The 18,467-nt window shown below is 42.8% G+C and carries 19 protein-coding genes; 8 read left to right on the top strand and 11 right to left on the bottom strand.

The window, feature by feature from the left end; genetic code table 11:
* Nucleotides 1-33: 33 nt before the first annotated feature.
* Entirely contained in the window at nucleotides 34-2,241 is a 2,208-nt protein-coding gene (locus H8698_RS08810) for a carbohydrate binding domain-containing protein (protein WP_249312869.1), read from the top strand.
* A 28-nt stretch (nucleotides 2,242-2,269) separates the two neighbouring features.
* On the opposite strand, the gene H8698_RS08815 is transcribed toward H8698_RS08810, so the two are convergent.
* Nucleotides 2,270-2,509, bottom strand: a complete 240-nt coding sequence (locus H8698_RS08815) for a hypothetical protein (RefSeq protein WP_249312871.1) — start codon at nucleotides 2,507-2,509, stop codon at nucleotides 2,270-2,272.
* Nucleotides 2,510-2,772: 263 nt separating this feature from the next.
* Here H8698_RS08815 and H8698_RS08820 point away from each other — a divergent pair, with 263 nt between their 5' ends.
* From H8698_RS08820 to H8698_RS08845, 6 genes are all read left to right on the top strand, one after another.
* Nucleotides 2,773-3,003, top strand: a complete 231-nt coding sequence (locus tag H8698_RS08820; protein WP_177678733.1) for a helix-turn-helix domain-containing protein — start codon at nucleotides 2,773-2,775, stop codon at nucleotides 3,001-3,003.
* Nucleotides 3,004-3,014: 11 nt separating this feature from the next.
* Complete coding sequence (locus tag H8698_RS08825) at nucleotides 3,015-3,245, top strand: helix-turn-helix domain-containing protein (protein ID WP_177678731.1); 231 nt, start codon at nucleotides 3,015-3,017, stop codon at nucleotides 3,243-3,245.
* Nucleotides 3,246-3,259: 14 nt separating this feature from the next.
* Nucleotides 3,260-3,475 carry a helix-turn-helix domain-containing protein gene (locus H8698_RS08830; RefSeq protein WP_249312874.1) on the top strand — a complete coding sequence of 72 codons (216 nt, stop codon included), beginning with the start codon at nucleotides 3,260-3,262 and terminating at the stop codon, nucleotides 3,473-3,475.
* 18 nt (nucleotides 3,476-3,493) lie between these two features.
* The gene (locus tag H8698_RS08835; protein WP_249312877.1) at nucleotides 3,494-3,721 is read left to right on the top strand and encodes a helix-turn-helix domain-containing protein; all 228 of its coding nucleotides are present in this window, start codon (nucleotides 3,494-3,496) and stop codon (nucleotides 3,719-3,721) included.
* 134 nt (nucleotides 3,722-3,855) lie between these two features.
* The gene (locus H8698_RS08840; protein ID WP_346726841.1) at nucleotides 3,856-4,374 is read left to right on the top strand and encodes a manganese efflux pump MntP; all 519 of its coding nucleotides are present in this window, start codon (nucleotides 3,856-3,858) and stop codon (nucleotides 4,372-4,374) included.
* A gap of 187 nt (nucleotides 4,375-4,561) precedes the next feature.
* Complete coding sequence (locus H8698_RS08845; RefSeq protein WP_249312880.1) at nucleotides 4,562-7,201, top strand: cation-translocating P-type ATPase; 2,640 nt, start codon at nucleotides 4,562-4,564, stop codon at nucleotides 7,199-7,201.
* Nucleotides 7,202-7,240: 39 nt separating this feature from the next.
* On the opposite strand, the gene H8698_RS08850 is transcribed toward H8698_RS08845, so the two are convergent.
* From H8698_RS08850 to dgoD, 8 genes are all read right to left on the bottom strand, one after another.
* A complete protein-coding gene (locus H8698_RS08850) occupies nucleotides 7,241-9,100 on the bottom strand; it encodes a M56 family metallopeptidase (protein ID WP_249312882.1) in 1,860 nt (619 codons plus the stop codon).
* Nucleotides 9,101-9,118: 18 nt separating this feature from the next.
* Complete coding sequence (locus H8698_RS08855) at nucleotides 9,119-9,484, bottom strand: BlaI/MecI/CopY family transcriptional regulator (protein ID WP_249312885.1); 366 nt, start codon at nucleotides 9,482-9,484, stop codon at nucleotides 9,119-9,121.
* A gap of 133 nt (nucleotides 9,485-9,617) precedes the next feature.
* A complete protein-coding gene (locus H8698_RS08860; RefSeq protein ID WP_249312888.1) occupies nucleotides 9,618-10,214 on the bottom strand; it encodes a GNAT family N-acetyltransferase in 597 nt (198 codons plus the stop codon).
* Nucleotides 10,214-11,548 carry a Na+/H+ antiporter NhaC family protein gene (locus H8698_RS08865; RefSeq protein ID WP_177678717.1) on the bottom strand — a complete coding sequence of 445 codons (1,335 nt, stop codon included), beginning with the start codon at nucleotides 11,546-11,548 and terminating at the stop codon, nucleotides 10,214-10,216. Before H8698_RS08865 ends, H8698_RS08860 begins: the two co-directional genes overlap by 1 nt.
* 159 nt (nucleotides 11,549-11,707) lie before the next feature.
* A complete protein-coding gene (locus tag H8698_RS08870; protein ID WP_249312892.1) occupies nucleotides 11,708-13,477 on the bottom strand; it encodes a glycosyl hydrolase family 95 catalytic domain-containing protein in 1,770 nt (589 codons plus the stop codon).
* Nucleotides 13,478-13,577: 100 nt separating this feature from the next.
* Entirely contained in the window at nucleotides 13,578-13,763 is a 186-nt protein-coding gene (locus tag H8698_RS08875; RefSeq protein WP_249312894.1) for a hypothetical protein, read from the bottom strand.
* Nucleotides 13,764-13,792: 29 nt separating this feature from the next.
* On the bottom strand, nucleotides 13,793-14,569 hold the full coding sequence (locus tag H8698_RS08880) for an SDR family NAD(P)-dependent oxidoreductase (protein ID WP_249312897.1): 777 nt from the start codon (nucleotides 14,567-14,569) through the stop codon (nucleotides 13,793-13,795).
* A 21-nt stretch (nucleotides 14,570-14,590) separates the two neighbouring features.
* Nucleotides 14,591-15,751: a galactonate dehydratase gene (dgoD, locus tag H8698_RS08885; protein ID WP_249312900.1), complete on the bottom strand. Its 1,161-nt coding sequence runs from the start codon at nucleotides 15,749-15,751 to the stop codon at nucleotides 14,591-14,593.
* A gap of 136 nt (nucleotides 15,752-15,887) precedes the next feature.
* Between dgoD and H8698_RS08890 the strand changes: the two genes are divergently transcribed.
* On the top strand, nucleotides 15,888-16,643 hold the full coding sequence (locus H8698_RS08890; RefSeq protein WP_249312903.1) for a helix-turn-helix domain-containing protein: 756 nt from the start codon (nucleotides 15,888-15,890) through the stop codon (nucleotides 16,641-16,643).
* Nucleotides 16,644-16,828: 185 nt separating this feature from the next.
* Here the strand turns inward: H8698_RS08890 and ftsX are convergent, their stop codons facing one another.
* Complete coding sequence (gene ftsX / locus H8698_RS08895) at nucleotides 16,829-17,716, bottom strand: permease-like cell division protein FtsX (protein ID WP_249312906.1); 888 nt, start codon at nucleotides 17,714-17,716, stop codon at nucleotides 16,829-16,831.
* Nucleotides 17,706-18,392, bottom strand: a complete 687-nt coding sequence (ftsE, locus tag H8698_RS08900) for a cell division ATP-binding protein FtsE (protein WP_177678063.1) — start codon at nucleotides 18,390-18,392, stop codon at nucleotides 17,706-17,708. The genes ftsX and ftsE overlap by 11 nt, the downstream gene beginning before the upstream one ends.
* Between the last annotated feature and the right edge of the window lie 75 nt (nucleotides 18,393-18,467).

Below are 18,467 nucleotides of genomic sequence, written 5' to 3' on the forward strand. Positions count from 1 at the left end.
AGTTTTCACTAAATAATGAAGGGGAGAGATAAAATGAAGAAATTATGTTCCTTGCTGCTGTCACTTACCATGGTGTTCAGCCTGGCGGCGACTTTTGGCATTTCGGCTAGCGCGGCGGATGTTTCAAACACGTTTTGGCGTGGGTTTGAAACAAACGTGAAGGACTACAGAGATGACCGCGGCGCCAAATCAGAATGGGTGGAAGAAGGCATTGGTGGGAGCCACGGCGCACTAAAAATTCAAAACGGTGCATCAGAAGTTTCTGAACCGCAATATGGCGGCGTAACCTGGGAAAAAATTGTAAATGTTCCTAATGACAAGAAGTATAATATTTCTATGTGCATTAAACCATTGGACATGGAAGACACAAATTTTGCTGGGAACAGGGCAATGTTTGTGTTCTATCACTATTATAAACAGGACGGTGGTTCAGAAAAATCGTTCCACGACATTGTGTATTTCAGCAAGGTAGAACAGCTGACAGACGGTTGGCTGAAGCTTTCGTATGACGGACATACTATGAGCTCTGGGGATGCCGGAAATGCGCAGACACCTACAGGAACCTATTCCGGTTATTCCAGGATAGAGTTCCGTGCCGGAAGAAAAACGGGAACCTATTTAATTGACGATTTACGGGTTGAGCCTGTTCCGGGAAACGAGCTTGTAACCGGCAATGATGAGACTCAGGGGCCGGTTTATCTGGTAAACGATACCAATGAAACCAGCAACACCGACATTGGCGGAGCAAATGGAACCGCAGGCTGCAGACTGGTGAAACCTACAGGTCAAACGGCAGACGGAGTCAGTTTTGGCAATTTAAAATTAAAACCCGGTCAGGCCTATAAGTTCTCATGGTGGGCTAAGGGCACCGCTAATGAAACGGATGCTTCGCTTTCCACAATCGGACTATATTTGTATGGATATGTAAACTCTTATTTTACGTTAAAAGACGGTGCACCAACCGTAACTTATAACATTATTATGAAAAATGACGACGCACTGACAGGTGACTGGCAGTATTATGAATGTATTTTTAAAACGCCTAATAAAACAGTTCCGGAGGAATGTTACGAGCAGGTAGTTTCGTTTTATCCGCGATTACACAGCGTGGCTGGTTCGCAGATGACAGGCGCTTTGGCTGAATTCGCCGGAAAATCTGGCATGGAATATTATATTGATGAAATAAAATTAGAACAGTTGGAAAGTGTTTACAATGGGAATTTTGAAGACTCGCTTGACATGCTAGTTTACGGTCACGAAAGACAACCGGGTTATAAACCGTGGATCACTGAAACAGGAACCACCGCAGTAAATGCTTCAGAAGCAGACAGAAATTTTGCCCGCGTAACCCAAACAGGCGCAGCAACCGACGGATTTTCTGCCTACGTTGCAATGGACCCGTCGGTAACTTACAAAATTAAGTTCGACGCGAAAAGCGACGTTGCCGGGGCAAAACTTGGTGCTTCCATTTACAAGGCAGAAGGCGACACTGCATCTTCAACCCAGGCAGAGTTAACCAGCGAATGGGCGTCTTATGAAGTAATTGTAAAAAACACCGACACGCTGATTACATCGCCGAAGCTTACCTTTACCATGACAGACGGCACCACTCCGCTGGCAGGAGATTTTGATATTGACAACGTAAGCTTTGAAGTTCTGCCGGAATTTGAATCTGCCATTTCCGCGACCAGCAAAGAGGTAGGCGGCGTGATTTCGGGCAGTGCAGAGTTCGACGGCAGTGCGGACTTTGGTTTCCAAAGGGTGTTTATTTCAAAAGACGGCAAAACATGGGGACAACTGGCAGAAGGGGATACCGGAGCAGGAGCTTCGTCTTCCTACACCATTACGGAAAAGGATGCAGGTAAATATATCCGGTTTCTATATACGCCCGGTTTAACAGCTGGAGCAGACTATATTTACACCCCGTCTTTGCGCACGGCAGTCCGTAAAATTGCGTTCACGGGCACATGGGGAACAGATTTAACCGCAGAAGTGAACATTGTTACAGACACGTTTGACACAGAAGAATTTGTAGCCATTGTTGCGCTGTATAACAGCGACGACGAAATGATTGGCGTTGAAACCTATAACGTAAACGAACTGATGAACAACACCTCAGGAACTTATTCTATTCCCTGCGGTGACACAACCGAAGCGGCATATGCGAAAGCGTATTTGTGGAACAACTTTGTTTCCATTGCGCCCTACTGTGTTTCTGACACAGCGCGCCCTGCGGAATAAAATAACAAAAAGCAAAACGCCGCAGACATTAGTCTGCGGCGCTTTTTTCGCGGCTTAAAACTCTTGCCAGAGAGTTTGCCGCTGTGCGAAAACCGTCGAGATAACCCTGCTCAAACGCGTTTTTGGAGACAACCATCTCCATCTCGCCGCAGATGTCAAAAACCTCGTCTTCAAAGCGTTCATATTCAGAAGTTGAAAAGGAATTTTTGCACAGGACTAACTTTTTCCTTAAAACTTCTTCCAGTTCAAGGAATTTTGTGTTTTCCAAAAGTGACTCACCTCTCCCGAAATGGGGGCGCGGAACGGCATGCCATTCCGCGCCGGGGGATTATTAGTGGTAATCATACGTTGACAAGGTCCGCCACAAAATGATATAATAAATCTGCTACGAACTATGTATATCTTTCCTATGGGGGACTCGTGCCTTTTTTGATTACAAACAGATTATATCACGTTATCCAGTGAATATCAAGATGAATCACTGTATAAAATGAAATTTGTGCAAAATACTGAAAAAGAGGTGCAAAATTTATGTATAATACACAAAAAATTGCTGAAAGAATTAAATTACAAGCAAAATTACGTGGTGTTACAATGCAAACGATGCTTTCAGAAATTGGTTTAGGAATAAACACAGTTTCACAATTAGCAAAAGGTCAGGTTATATCATCAATAAAACTTGCTCAAATTGCAGATTATCTTGATTGTTCTGTAGATTATCTCTTATGTAGAACGGATAATTCGAGAATTTTAAATAAGTAGGTGAAGATATAATGTGTTATTATACTGAGAAAATTGCAAACAGAATAAAAAAATGTGCTAGGGAACGTAGTGTAACTTTACAAAAAATGCTATCCGATTTGGGATTTGGCATTAACTTGATTTCTCAATTGGCTCATGGGCAAGAAATTTCGTCTATAAATCTTGCAAAGATTGCTGATTATTTAGGTTGCTCAGTAGACTATTTGTTAGGAAGAACGGACAATCCGAAAATAAATCATTAAGGAAGGTTCGGCGAATGTTTAAAGATATTTTAAATAAAAAACTAGAAGCAAACGATTTATCCGTATATCAGATTGCAAAAGAAACAAATATTCCAAAATCCACACTGTATGAATGGTCTTCGGGTGAGCGGGAACCTTTTTCTGAGTACCTTGTTCCATTGGCCGATTATTTGGGCTGTTCCGTAGACTATTTGTTAGGAAGAACAGACAATCCAAACATAAATAAGTGATAAAAGGATTGGAATTTTATGAAACATGAAAAGACAGCAAAAATTATTAAAGAATTATGTTATAAAAAAAATGTTTCCATTACCAAATTGTTAGATTCATGCGGTATAAGAAAAAGTTTAATATATGATTTGGAAAAACGACATTATACACCCTCAGCCGAATTGTTAGAAATAATTGCGGACTATTTCAATTGTTCCGTAGATTACCTGCTGGGCAGAACAGACAATCCAAGAATCAATGAGTAGTTATTCTATTGACATTTTTTCTATCATATGGTATAATAATCGTCTATATTCGGCGAGTATTTTTAAAAATAATTTTAAGTTGGTGGAACAATTTGGGATTAATCGAACTTTTTCTGATTGCGGTCAGCTTATCAATGGACGCATTCGCGGTTTCCGTCTGTAAGGGGCTGTCTGTCAGCAAAGTAAACTTAAAGCACGCGCTTACAGCAGGCCTTTATTTCGGCGGGTTTCAGGCGCTCATGCCGCTGATTGGCTTTTTTTTGGGAACGCAGTTTCGTTTTATGATTGAAAAATGTGACCATTGGATTGCGTTTGCGCTGCTCACCATTATTGGCATTAACATGATTCGGGAGTCGAGGGGCTCGGGCGACGAACTAAACAGCTCGTTTTCATTCCGCTCTATGCTGCCGCTGGCTTTGGCAACCAGCATCGACGCGCTGGCAGTTGGCGTAACGTTTGCATTTTTAAATGTGAACATTGTTCCTGCAGTTTGCTTTATCGGCTCAATCACATTCATTTTGTCCGCCGTCGGCGTGAAAATTGGGAATGTGTTTGGGTTAAAATATAAGTCCAGGGCAGAACTTGCCGGCGGAATTGTTTTAATTTTAATGGCGGTTAAAATTCTGCTGGAACACCTGGGCGTGTTTGCATAAGACAAAACTACATCATTATGAGGGAGTAATTCCGCGTAAAATTGACGCGGGATAGCACCAACATCATGGCGGCAAAGCCGCCTGGTCTATCCATAAAGAATGAGACTCATATACAAATCCTGCCGGAGGCGTATATGAGTCTTTCTTTTTCATAAACTAAAGGAAGTACACTTAGGAGGGAAACGGCTTGAAAGAGTATTTAACAGAAGTCAGCGAAGTGCTGAAGCAAAATCAGACGTCACAAAATGGTTTAACCTCTGCCAGCGCTGCCGAACGGTTTGCAAAGTTTGGGCCAAACAAGCTCAAAGAGGGGAAAAAGGTGTCGCTTGCTGCGCGGTTTTTAAAAGAACTGGCAGACCCCATGATTTTAATTTTAATTGCCGCCGCCGTTATTTCGGGCGTTACAGCAGTTTATGCAGGGGAATCTTTTGCCGACGTCATTATCATTATGATAGTTGTTTTAATTAACGCCGTGCTTGGCGTCGTGCAGGAGAGCAAGGCGGAAAAGGCCATTGCGGCATTGCAGGAAATAACAGCCGCCACCTCTAAGGTGATACGCGACGGACATCAAATCACAGTGAAAAGCGAGGAGTTAGTGCCGGGCGACATCATTGTGTTAGAAGCGGGAGACGCTGTTCCTGCCGACGCACGAATTATTGAAAGCGCCAGCATGAAAATTGAGGAAGCGGCCCTCACAGGGGAGTCTGTTCCGGTGAACAAAGCTGTTTCGGCATTGTCGCTGGGCGATGAAAAAGACGTGCCCTTAGGCGACCGCAAAAATATGGCCTACATGGGCAGCACGGTTGTTTATGGCAGAGGCCAGGCAGTTGTTACGGGAACGGGCATGAACACCGAAATGGGCAAGATTGCAGACGCGCTGTCCGCCGCCAAAGATGATGAAACGCCCCTGCAAAAAAAGCTCAACCAGCTGAGCAAAGTGTTAAGCTTTTTAGTCATTGGAATTTGCGTGTTTATCTTCGCGCTGGACGTGTTCCGTTCCTATCCCAACATAACGGGGCAGGGCATGCTCGATACCTTTATGGTTGCTGTGAGCCTGGCGGTTGCGGCCATCCCCGAGGGACTGGCGGCTGTGGTTACCATTGTGCTGTCTATTGGCGTTACCAACATGTCGAAACGCAATGCAGTGATAAGAAAGCTCACGGCGGTTGAAACGTTAGGCTGTACCCAGGTAATTTGTTCCGACAAAACCGGAACGCTTACCCAGAATAAAATGACGGTTGTGGAACACGCCGGGCCGGACATAGACTATCTTGCCACGGCAATGGCGTTAGCAAGCGACGCGGAGTTGGACGAAAATAACGACGCAGTGGGGGAGCCGACAGAATGTGCTTTGGTAAACGACGCATTCAAGCTTGGCTTTCATAAAACAGAATTAAAGCAAAAGTGCCCCAGAATTGGGGAAGCGCCGTTCGACTCCGGACGGAAGATGATGAGCACGGTGCATAAAACAGAAAACGGGGCCATTGTGCAGTTCACCAAGGGCGCGCCGGACGAGGTGTTAAAACGCTGTACCCATGTATGGGCAAACGGAGAAGCGGTGGAGCTGGACGACGAAACACGCAAAGCAATTTTAGAAAAAAACAAAAATATGGCAGACAGGGCGCTGCGCGTTCTTTGCGGCGCAATGAGAAGCTATGACGCGCCGCCTGAAAGCTTTGAAGCAGACACTTTGGAGCAGAACCTTTGCTTTTTAGGACTTTCCGGCATGATTGACCCCATCCGTCCCGAAGTGAAAGCCGCCATTGACGAGTGCAAGCAGGCGGGAATCCGTCCGGTGATGATAACGGGCGACCACAAAGACACCGCCGCCGCAATTGCAAAGGAACTGGGAATTTTATCGCCGGAGGGCGAAGCCATTACCGGCGCACAGCTTAATGATATGTCTGATGAGGAACTAAAACAAAATATAGAAACCTTTTCGGTTTATGCCCGGGTTCAGCCCGAGCACAAGGTTCGCATTGTGAAAGCATGGAAAGCCGAGGGAAAAGTGACAGCCATGACAGGCGACGGCGTAAACGACGCGCCGTCAATTAAAAACGCAGACATTGGCGTGGGCATGGGCATTACCGGAACCGACGTGACGAAAAACGTGGCCGACATGGTCTTAGCAGACGACAACTTTGCCACCATTGTTTCCGCAGTGGAGGAAGGCCGCCGGATTTACGACAATATCCGCAAAGCCATTCAGTTTTTGCTGGCGTCAAACCTTGCCGAGGTGCTGTCAATTTTCTTTGCAACCATTTTGGGGTTTGTGGTATTAAAGCCGGTGCACCTATTGTGGATTAACCTGATTACAGACTGTTTCCCGGCCCTGGCACTGGGCATGGAGAAAAGCGAGGGCGACATTATGCGCCGTTCGCCCAGAAATGCAAAAGACGGAATTTTCGCCGGCGGAATGGGAATAGACGTAGTTTTACAGGGCGTGATTGTAACAATTTTAACCCTTTCGGCATATTTTATCGGCCATTTCATTGAAGCCGGAAAATGGGAAATCGTAAACAGTGCAGACGGCATGACAATGGCGTTTTTAACCCTTTCCATGGTTGAAATTTTTCATTCGTTCAACATGCGGTCGCGGCGCAAATCGGTGTTTTCCTTAAAAAATCACAATAAATTTTTGTGGGGCGCAATGATACTGTCCTTCATTTTAACCACCGCGGTCATTTATGTGCCGTTTTTGTCAGACGCATTTGGCTTTGAGCATATCTCGCTTTTAGAATATGCCATAGCAATGGGGCTGGCTGTGGTAATTATCCCGATTATTGAGTTTGTGAAATTAGTTCAGAGAAAAGCAGGAAAAGAATAAAGCAAAAAGCCGCGAAGCTTAATTCGCGGCTTTCTTGTTTTAGTTTACAGTTTCAAATTCATGAATGCGGTAGGTTCCATCCTGCTGTTTTTCTAAAACCACCTGAAACGACCGTCTTCCGCCCCATACGGAAGAATGGACCGGGCGCTCACATTCCACCGTTACCTGAATGCGTTTTTCGGCACTCGCCGCACCAGTTGAAAAGGGAATGTTCATTGAAACGACAGACGCTTTCGTCATATCATAGACGTTTGCTAAAAATGGTCCGTCGTCTAAATAACGAAAATATTTGTCAATGCAGTTCTGCGTGCAAAAGAGCTTCATAGCCTCAAAATCGGAAACAGCAAAGGCTTCAAAAAAGCTGTTCATAACCGAGGAGGGATTTTTAAAATTAGTGCCGTTATATACAACCGTTTCTCCGTCCGCTTTTGAAGGAACAGATATACTTTCAACAACAGCCCCGTTTTTATTATATGCGATATAGCCCAAATCTCCCATTTGGTGGCTGAACATATAGTCAATATAGGAAAACGGAACGTAGGCTACGGAATCTTTTAAAACCGGCGCATTTTCCATTTTCTTTTCCGTCTTGGCACTTTCTGTTTCGGGATTTAACAAAAGTTGTGGCAATCCAATTTCCAGCCCGTAACGGTATAAAAATGTTGTCAGTTCCTCGTGGCCGCCGTCTGCGCCTGTTATCGTCGCCGGCACATCAATGGCTACACACAGAGCAATTTTTCCTTCGTTCCAGCTGATGTAGCTTTCTTCCTGCTGAAAAACTCCTGCTTTTTCAAAGGTTTCCCGTAAGGGCAGGTAGACCTCGCCGTTTTTCATAAATGGCTCGTTGGTTAAGTTCATTTTCGCGCCGTTCATCAAAAAATCAATCCGATAATCGGCGTTAACCGTGTTCTGCAAAAGGCCGCTTGCAAATGCTGTTGCCGACAGCATTACCGCCGCAACAAAAACCGAAACAGCTGCGGTGAGCCTGCTTTTCTTCTTTCTATTTTTCATCATTTCAAATCTCCTTTTTAAGGTTTTTTTGCTCCCTGCCATCTGTGTAGTCAGGGGCCTTGCCTTAAGCTTTGCGTTTGTCAGCATGTTTAAAATCATGCGCATATAGTCAATCTGTTCCTGTGCAGATAAATTCTGCGCAACACAGTAGTCACAGGAGACCTCGCATTCCTCCTCAATTTGCTTCGATACGGCATAAACCACCGGGTTAAACCAGTGCACGCTGCAAACGAGCGCTGCAAACCATTTATATAATAGGTCGCGCCGCCGCACGTGCGTCAGCTCGTGCAGCAGAATATAGCGCAGGTCTTCCTTGCCGCAGACGTTTTCCGGCAGAAACAAAACCGGGCAGAACACGCCGATAACAAGCGGCGCGTCTAACAGCTCCGTCCAGCGGACAGACAAGGCAGGAGGCAAGTTTTCAATCATGTCCGGCACGGTTTTGCCGCAGTCCGGAAATGAATTTTGATTTACCGCCCTCACAAACAGAGCGTAATGGATAATCTTATACAAAAAGGTGCCTATCGCGCCCAGCAGCCATAAAGCGGCAAACACAAGCCATGCAGCTTTTGCTGAATTAGTTTGCCTGCGAACGGGTGTCTCCTGCGCTTCAGCAGCAGGCACAGTATTTTCTGTGTTTCTTTTCAGTGCGTCATCAATCACCGTGTTTTGCGCTGTCTGTGTGGCGGCTTGCGCATCCGGCACTTTGGCAGGCAGAGAAAACGACACGGGAAAAACAAAAATTACCAAAACAACAAGCCAGATGTAAAATTGCCAGCTTGGAGAAAAAAACCGCTTTGTAATTGGTTTTATCAAAAGCAAAACCAGCCCCAAAACACCGCCGCAAACAGAGAGCAGGAGCACGCTTTTTGTAATTTGCGTCAACATAAAAGATTCCCCCTTTTTTTAAAGGTCAAACAGTCTTCTAATTTCTTCAATATCGTCTTTTGTCATGTCGTCGCTTTGAAAGAGAGAAACTGCAAGGGCTTTCGCAGAACCATTGTAGAGCTTTTGCACAAAGTTTTTTGTCTGCGCTTTTGTATATTCCTCTTTATCTAAAACCGGCGTGTAACAATTCGTTCTGCCGTCCTTTTGGCATATTACCGCGCCTTTTTCCTCTAATCTAAGAAGCAGGGTAGCCACGGTTTTATATTTCCATTTGCTGCCAGACAACGCATCGCACACGTCCTGCACTTTCATAGGGCAGTTCCCTTGCCACAGTGCTTTCATTACAGTAAGCTCCGCACCGCTGATTTCCTGATTTTGTGCCATTTCCAATAACCTCCTTGCATATTCTTACAGCTGTAATACAAATATATCTTACACCTGTAAGATATATTTGTCAAGCTTTTTTTATAAAAAAGACGGCACAGTTTTTACTGTGCCGTCATAGCAATCCAATTTATTACATGACATTTGCTTCGACAAAATGCTCCTGATATTTGTTCCAATATTCCATATAGGTTTGAGCGTTTTCGTCAAAGTTTCGCTGATACATCCGGAAGGTGACGGGTATATTTTTTGGCTGCCACTGCTCAAGATAGGAATATTTGTAGGTCATGCTCAGCTTTTTCATCACGGCCCCGCTTCTGGGATTATTCACGTCGTGGGTAGCGGTGATGTAAGGAAGTCCGGAATTTTTTAACCACTCCACAACCGTTTCGGCAGCTTCGGTGATAATGCCCTTGTGCCAAAATTCTTTTTTTAAACCATATCCAAAATCGTGATTTTCTGAATCACTGAGCCAGACATAGCCGATGGGAATGTTGTTTTCTTTCAAACAAACCGCATAGCGGCAGGCAAACGGTTTTTCGTAGTAGGTTAAAAATCTGTTTGTAAGAAAATCTGTTGCTTCCTGCTCTGTTTCCAACGGGAACCAGGGCAGAAAGGTGTTAACCTCTTTATCTTTCATAATTTCCCAAAAGGCTGGTAAATCATCTTTTGTAAATTTACGTAAAATGAGCCGCTGTGTTTCAAGAGTCGGCGTGTTTTCGTGTAACATTATGCGGGTTCCTTTCTTGTTCTTTTGCTTAGAAAAATATAAACCAATGAAGTTAACAGCAATAAAAACGGATAAAACATCCACGGAATAATGGACAGGGCAGATACCGAAAAGCCCAGTTCTGCTGCACAGGAAACGGCAATGAGCATCTGTGCGCCGTAAGGAATGAGGCCCTGCACAATACAGCTAAACGTGTCTAAAATAGACGCGGCGCGCTTCGGTTCAATTTCATATTCTGCAGCCATTTCCTTTGCTATGGGACCGGCTACCACAATGGCAACGGTGTTGTTTGCGGTGGCAATGTCCATAGCGCCTACCAACAGTCCCATGCCGAGCTGGCCGCCTTTATTGCCCCGGAACAGTTTTTTTATAAACGCCAGCAGAGCGTTAAAACCGCCGTGTTCTCTGATGAGCGCACACATGGCAGAAACCAGAACCGTTACAATAATGGTTTCAAACATGCCCTGCGCCCCTGCGCCGGCATTTGCCAAAAGTTCAATTGGGGCGGCTGAGCCGCTGATGAAAACAATGGCGGCTCCTGAAACAATTCCCACAAGCAAAACCACAAACACGTTAAGCCCAGCAATGCCGCCAATCAGCACCAGAACATAAGGTATCAATTCCACCAAATTATAAGATTCGCTTACGACATTGTTAATTTCAGTGCCGAAGGACAGGGCAATGATGACAATGAGTGTCAACACTGCTGCTGGCAGGGCAATTTTAAAGTTGGCCCGGAACTTGTCCCGCATGGGGCAGCCCTGGGTGCTGCAAGCGGCAATGGTAGTGTCGGAAATGAAAGACAGGTTGTCGCCGAACATGGCACCCCCCACCACCGAGGCAATGCACAGCGGCATGGAAAAGCCCGAAGCTGCGGAAACATTCACCGCAATGGGCACAATTATACTGATGGTTCCGGTAGACGTTCCCATGGCAGTGGATATGAAGCACGACACAAGAAATAAAATAGCCACGGAAAACTGCGCAGGAACAATGCTGAGCAAAAAATATGCGGCGCTTGCTGCGCTGCTGCGGCCCAAAACGCCAACAAAAATGCCTGCGGTTAAAAAGATTAAAATCATGGTCATAATGTTTTTGTCGCCCACGCCCTTTGCCATGACACTTAGCTTTTCGTCAAACTTTAGCCCTCTGTTTTGCAGGCAGGCCACCAAAATTGCCGCCATAAATGCAACGACAATGGGAATGCTGTAAAATCCCATATTGATTTTCATGACATATTCAAACAAAATTCCAAGTCCCAGATATAAAATTAAAAAAACTAGAATCGGAAGCAGCGCGATGGGGTTTGACGCGTTATTTAACTCTTTTTTCATTTTTACACTCCTTTTTACCACAGTTGTATAACCCGAGTATAGCAAAATTTGAATTTCCTGTCAAGCAAAAAGCGCAGGCTAACACTGACGGCTAATAAAGAATATCATCTGGCTTCAGGAGCGTAAAAGGGATATTTTTTTATGACGGTTGCCAATATATTACCGATATTTTTTCCCTTTAAAAAGTATATCAAAGTTCTTTGTTACATCTTCACCATTTGAAGTGATGCATAAATGTACAAGTTTTCTGTCTTTAATCTTCACCTCTGCAACTGCACCGCCTTTAATTGCAAGCTTGAAAGAGATATCTCCTTTTTCAAGCGGAAATGCCGGCAAAATATTCACTGTTTTTCCATCGCTTTGCAACAGCATTTCATTTACAGATGAAATAAACATTCCGCAAGCTGTGGTAAACCAAGGTTTTATTCTTACCGCAGGTTCGTTTATTTCAAACATTTCATGAAACACACCTGCCGATTCATAGCTTTCAGTCAAAGCATGATATGCTTTTTCCGGCATATTGGCTCTCGCGTAGCTAATTGCTTTCCAACACGCATACCAAGGCGAAATTTTTCTTCCCATAGGATACATATTACCGTATTTTTCACCGTGTTTTTCAAAATCTTCCCATGCGTTTAAGAGTTTTTTGTCGTTACTATCTATTATATGAAACGGAAACTTGCCTGCAAAAACAGCAATGCTTTTTTGGGTATAGCCCGTGTGAGGAACATACATATCATTTTCAACAGGCAAGCTTTTACGCAGCTCAGACGCAATAAACCTACACTCTTTGCGATAATCTTTATCAATCTCTAAAATTTCAGATGCTTTTGCGCAGCATTCGAGCAATTTAATCGCTCCGCAAGATGTCATAAATGGATTTTCAACTGCTGCTCCAAGACGCTCAAGGTCGGTACATTTACCAATGTAAAATCTTTCGCCGTCGCGGTAAACCATATAATTCGTAAAATACTTTGCACATGCACGAATCATTCTGTAACATTTTTTCAAAAAGTCCTTATCCCTTGTATACTCGTAGAATTCAAAGGCGCCCAAGCCAATTACGGGCATATGAAAAACATGGTCAAGCCATGTGCCTATGGGGGAAAGCTCAATGTCAGCTTTTTCTCCCGTTTCCCACAAGAACTTTGCCATTTCTTGCGTTTCTTCTCTTTTGTGGCAGTCGCTTCCGTATTGGATAGCAGTTTCAAGACAAACATCAGCACGAAATGTGGGCACTCGCTTTGCAAGCTCTAATCGATTTGCTCCAAGCAGTGCATAAAAGCTATAATACTCATCAAATGCAAAGTATCTTCCGTGCCAATACCCGTTGTTAAGACCTATAGGGATAGAGTATTTTGTTGTATAGCACTTTAAGTCATAAAGCGAGGTTTTGTAAATTTCGTTTAATTTTTTATCGGGAGTTTCAACATAACCAAGCGCAAAAAAGCTTTTGTAGTTTTCCTCGCATTCTGTTAAAAGTCCCTCATAACCGCGGCCGTCAATTTTCTTTTTTATCGTATTCAGCGCTTCTATATAATCGTCAGACTCAAGATTATCCTCAAGATAATAAAAAAGTGCAACGCTTTCACCATCTGACGCTTCAAACTCAAAACGCATTCCATTTGGAATCGGTTCTGTTTTATATTCTTTATTCATGCATAGACGGATTTCTCCTGAATAGATATCCATTCCGTAGATACGAAACCCGATACAAGCTTCATCTCTATCTTTTTTTGCATACAAAATGTTCGTAAGCTCATCAATTGCTTCGCTGTATCCTTCTAAAACAAAATCATAATAAAACTTTTTATTTTTACCTACATTTTCAAAGGTTTTATTTATGGCATAAAATATTGCGTTCGGGGTGGATAAAGCTCTTTGTAAAAATTTTTGCTCCATCTTTGTACGCACAGGTACTTTGAACATAACCTTTATCCTCTACAAGCTCCTGTGACCAATCTTCTATCTGACTTCCTTCGCTAAATACAAATTTTCCGAACGAAAACAGCTTCGATTGCCCCACACGTCAGTTATTGTTGCTTCTTCTGCCGCAGCGGACAACAATTCCGTCAAAAGCCGATAATCCTTTTTTTTCATATTGTTCGAATGAATAATTCAGCGTTCCCTCACAGTCAGGAGCTAATGAAATATCACCGTTTCCTAAAATAGGCGGAAAATAAGATTCCGCATTTGTTTTACCTTGATATAACATAATTTTACTTCCATTTCATTGGTATAATATTATTGATTGATTAAAGGGTAAAGCTGAATGGTGTTTCCTCCGTCTACAACGAGTTCTGCGCCTGTAGTATTTCTTGCATTCGCCGAAAAATACCAAACCGCATCGGCAACATCTTCCCCTGCTGCGACATCTCCGATAGGGGTAAATTTTGAGGGAACGTTTTCGTAAAACTCAGGATTTTTTTCCCATCTGTCTGTTCTTATCATGCCGGGCAGAACTGCATTTACACGAATGTTGTATTTACCGAGGTCTAAAGCCAATGCTCTCATTAAACTAAGCTGACCGCCTTTAGAAGCGATATACGCAATTCTATTTGGAATTGCGCGGTATGCGGTGTTGGAATTGATAAATATGATATTTCCGCCGCCGTTTTCTTTCATTCTTTTTGCAGCGCATTCTGCAATACAATAATCCCAAGCAATATTTGTGTTAAGGACTTTCATAAAATCAGTCAGAGGATTTTTGAATATTTCCATGTTAAGTCCTTGGTCAGCTGCATTCAGAACAAGCGTTTCCACAAATAATCCTTTGCGATCAAGATCTGAAAACAAATGATAAACAGCAGCTTCGTCTACTGTCTGTGCATTAATAAGAGAATTTATTTGATACCCGATTATTTTAACATTTGGAAATTTTTTCTGATACTCTTTTTCTTTTATTTGAACTGTTTCAGCATTTCTTCCTGTAAAAACAATATTCCAGCCTTCGCCGGCGAACTTTTCAACGATTGCAACGCCGGTATTAATACAAGCGCCCGTTACGAGAACTGTCTTCATTTTTATTTCCCCTTTCAGCAGTTAAAAGTAACACTCTGATTTTGGTGGTCTGATGTCTGTTAACGCCCCGGTATAATGTCTTAACGTATGAGGTTTATAAGGGTGCTTTAAACATGCTTCTTCATTTATTTCTATGCCTAGACCCGGCTTGTCGGGAATGGCAATATAACCATTTTTATATTCCAGGCTTTCGTTTGTAACATCTTTACGCCATTCTACATCGGAATACATAATTTCTAATATGCTGAAGTTCGGGCAGCATGCTGCGAGCTGAAGCGTAGCTGCATTTGCAACAGGGCCTGACGGGTTATGAGGTGCAAAGGGAATATATCTGCATTCTGCCGCTGCTGCAATCTTTTTTAGCTCCATAATGCCGCCTGCGTGTGAAATATCGGGCTGAATATAGTCCGCTGCCATTTTGTCGAACATATGCTTATAATCCCAACGAGTATAAAGCCGTTCGCCTGCAGCAATTGCCACAGGAGATTTATCTTTGACCGCTTTGAGGGCGTCAAGATTGTCGGGGGGAACAGGCTCTTCAAAGAACATTGGCTGAAACTGTTCCAGTTCTTTTGCAATTTTAATGCCTGTAGGGATATTAAATCTTCCGTGTCCCTCAATCAGTAAGTCTACATCATTCCCAACCGCTTCCCTGACTGCTCCGATACATTCAATCGCAATATTTAAATCCTTGTTGGATATATCAAGATAGCTTTTGCCGAACGGGTCCCATTTCATTGCAGTAACTCCTTTTTGAACAGCAACTTTTGCTTTTTCGCCAAATTCTTTTGGAGTTTTTGCTCCTGCAAACCATCCGTTTACATATATTCTGACTTTTTCGTTTATTTTCCCGCCCAATAGCTGATAAACAGGAACGTTAAGATATTTGCCAAGAATATCCCAGAGAGCCATTTCAACAGCAGACAAAGCCGACATTAAAACAGGACCGCCGCGCCAATAAGCATCACGGTAAATATCGTGCCAGTGCTTTTCAATATCCAGCGGGTTTTGGCCTGCCAAAGATTCTTTTATGTGTTCAACCGCACCCAAAAGAGCCTTTTCTTTATACTCAAGTGTTGCTTCCCCGATTCCGTCAATACCTTCATCGGTATATACCTTAACAAAAACCCAATTTGTTCGAAAACAATCAACAGTAAAACATTTTATATCTGTTATTTTCATTGCATTTCCTCTTTTCAAATTATAGATTGACAAAACATTTATTGTGTGTTTTAATTATTATATCAATAAAAATTGTTATATTATATCATGTTTTAATACAATTTTTTAGATATTTAACACAAAGGATTGTGGCGATATGATTTATAAACGAGAATATTATAAAAGCACCAATTATTTTAGCTGCGATATTACGCCGAAACGAGTGACACAATATTATGAATTAGAGATATATGATTATGGGACAGGGTGTGCTTCTATTGACAATATTCTTTATCCCCATAATCAGAATATGGTTATTTTTTCAAAACCATTTCAGGAGAGATTTACTATTGGCTCTTTTAATTGCTATGCAATTCATTTTACTTGCGAAGATAACGAAATTTGTCAAATATTAAGCAGTATTCCCGACTGCATCATTATAGATCCCTTAATAAAAAAACAGCTGTTAAACCTCTACGAATTAACAACTATAGAAAATAATTTAGAAACGATTGTTTCCATAGGAAGAATTCTTAACATAATTAAAAATTCTAATTATCACATTCATAACGAAATAACGCATAATTCCAAAATAGCTATGACTGTTAAAGAATACATAGATAATCATTATCAAAGTCCGATTCACATTTCTGGCTTTGAAAAAATGGTTCATTTAAGCGTTAATTACATAAGAAAATTATTTTTAGATTGTTATGGTGTTACGATTCATAAATATATTACAGAATTACGATTAAGTCATGTTAAAAAGCTTTTATTATCCACGGACCTGCCCATAATTGACATTGCCTATAAATCAGGCTTCAGCAGTCAAAGTCATATGAATTATATGTTTAAGTCTGTTTTTGGTATCAGTCCGTTAAAATATAAAAAAATGCAGATTGGTACTCAATAACTGATTGAAGCAACCCCAAATGTTGTATAAGTTCATAGAACATACAATCGCGTAGATTGACAGAAAACACAGGTGAAGTTTGCTAAAAGCTTGACAGTTGGGCATATAAAAGAAAATGGTGTAACTTCGTTTTGAAGTTACACCATTTTTTGTAAATTGTACTTTTTTTACCCGGTTTTCTTTTCTTAAACGTTTAGATGCTTTCTGACGGAGATAAAACTGCCCACGCCGCCAAGCACTGCGCCCAGCCCGAAGGAAGAGCCTAAAATCAGTGTTAAAAGCTCATTAAGCGGTTTTAAGGTGAAGAACATAATGTTGTTTTGCACCACGTCCACTAAGAAATTATAGCCCAACAGCACCAGAGCCACCGCCGCGCAGGAGCCGATAATTCCAATGATAATGCCCTCAATGATGAAAGGCCAGCGGATAAACCAGTCGGTTGCGCCCACAAATTTCATAATGTTAATTTCTTTGCGCCGGGTGTAAACCGTGAGCTTAATGGTGTTTGAAATGATGAACACCGAAACAACAGCCAGGGCAATGATAATCCAAAAGCTGAATGTTCGTATGTAATTTGCAATTTTCACCAGGTTGCCAATGGCATCTTCATTTTGAATGACCTTTTCCACACCGTCAATCTGTTCTAATTTTTCAACGGTTTCCGAAGTCCGCGTTAAATCGCTTAACGTAATCCGATACCAGTTTCTTAAGGGATTGTCATCTTTATACCGGTCTAAAAGCGAGGCGTTTTCGCCAAACTCTTTTTTTAAGTCCTCTAACCGGTCGGAGTTGCGGTCTAAGGTGGCGTCGGCCACGTTTTCTACCTTTAAAATTTGTTTTCCAATGGCAGAAATGCCCTCTTCAGTGGTTTTTTCGTCCATAACGACAATAATTTCATAGCTGCCCTCTAAGTCGCCCACAATGCTGTTCAGGTTAATGGACAAAATTAAAAACACGCCCAGAACCAAAAGACTGGCCATAACGGTGAAAATTGAGGCAATGGTCATCCAGCCGTTGGAAAAAATATTTTTAAACGCTTCTGTTAAAAAGTATCGAAATCCTCTAATCCTCATTGCCGTAACCACCTCTTGTTTCATCGCGTGCAATTTTTCCGTCTTCAATTGCAATCACGCGCTTTTTCATTCTGTCAACAATTTCTTTCGCGTGGGTTGCCATAATAACGGTTGTTCCGCGCTTGTTAATATCGTCTAACAGTTCCATAATTTCCATTGCCGCCTTGGGGTTTAAGTTACCCGTAGGCTCGTCCGCAATTAAAAACGCCGGGTTGTTTACCAGCGCCCGGGCCAGAGCAACCCTTTGCTGCTCGCCGCCAGAAAGCTCGTCCGGATATGATTTAGCCTTGTGGGAAAGTCCCACCAGGCTCAGTACGTTGGGCACTTGTTTTCTAATTTCTTTTCTGCTGGCGCCGATAATGTCCATGGCAAAGGCCACGTTTTCAAACACAGTCTTTTTGGGCAGCAGACGGAAATCCTGAAACACTACGCCCATAGACCGGCGCAGGTAAGGAATTTCGCGGCGCTTGAGCAGAGCCACATCGTCGTTATTTATAATTACCTGGCCGGAGGTCGCCACCTCCTCGTGCATTAACAGTTTGATCAGAGTCGATTTTCCCGAACCGCTGGGCCCCACGATAAAGACGAATTCGCCCCGTTCAATGAAAAAGCTGATGTCGTCTAAGGCCGTTGAGCCGTTAGGGTAAATCTTGGATACGTTGCTTAATAAAATCAATGGAACATCCAAGCCTTTCTGCCCACAAAGAATACATTTAAGCGCGCCTTATATGTGGGCATATAAGGCGCGGAA

Source organism: Congzhengia minquanensis, from assembly GCF_014384785.1.
Classification (GTDB): Bacteria; Bacillota; Clostridia; order UBA1381; family UBA9506; genus Congzhengia; species Congzhengia minquanensis.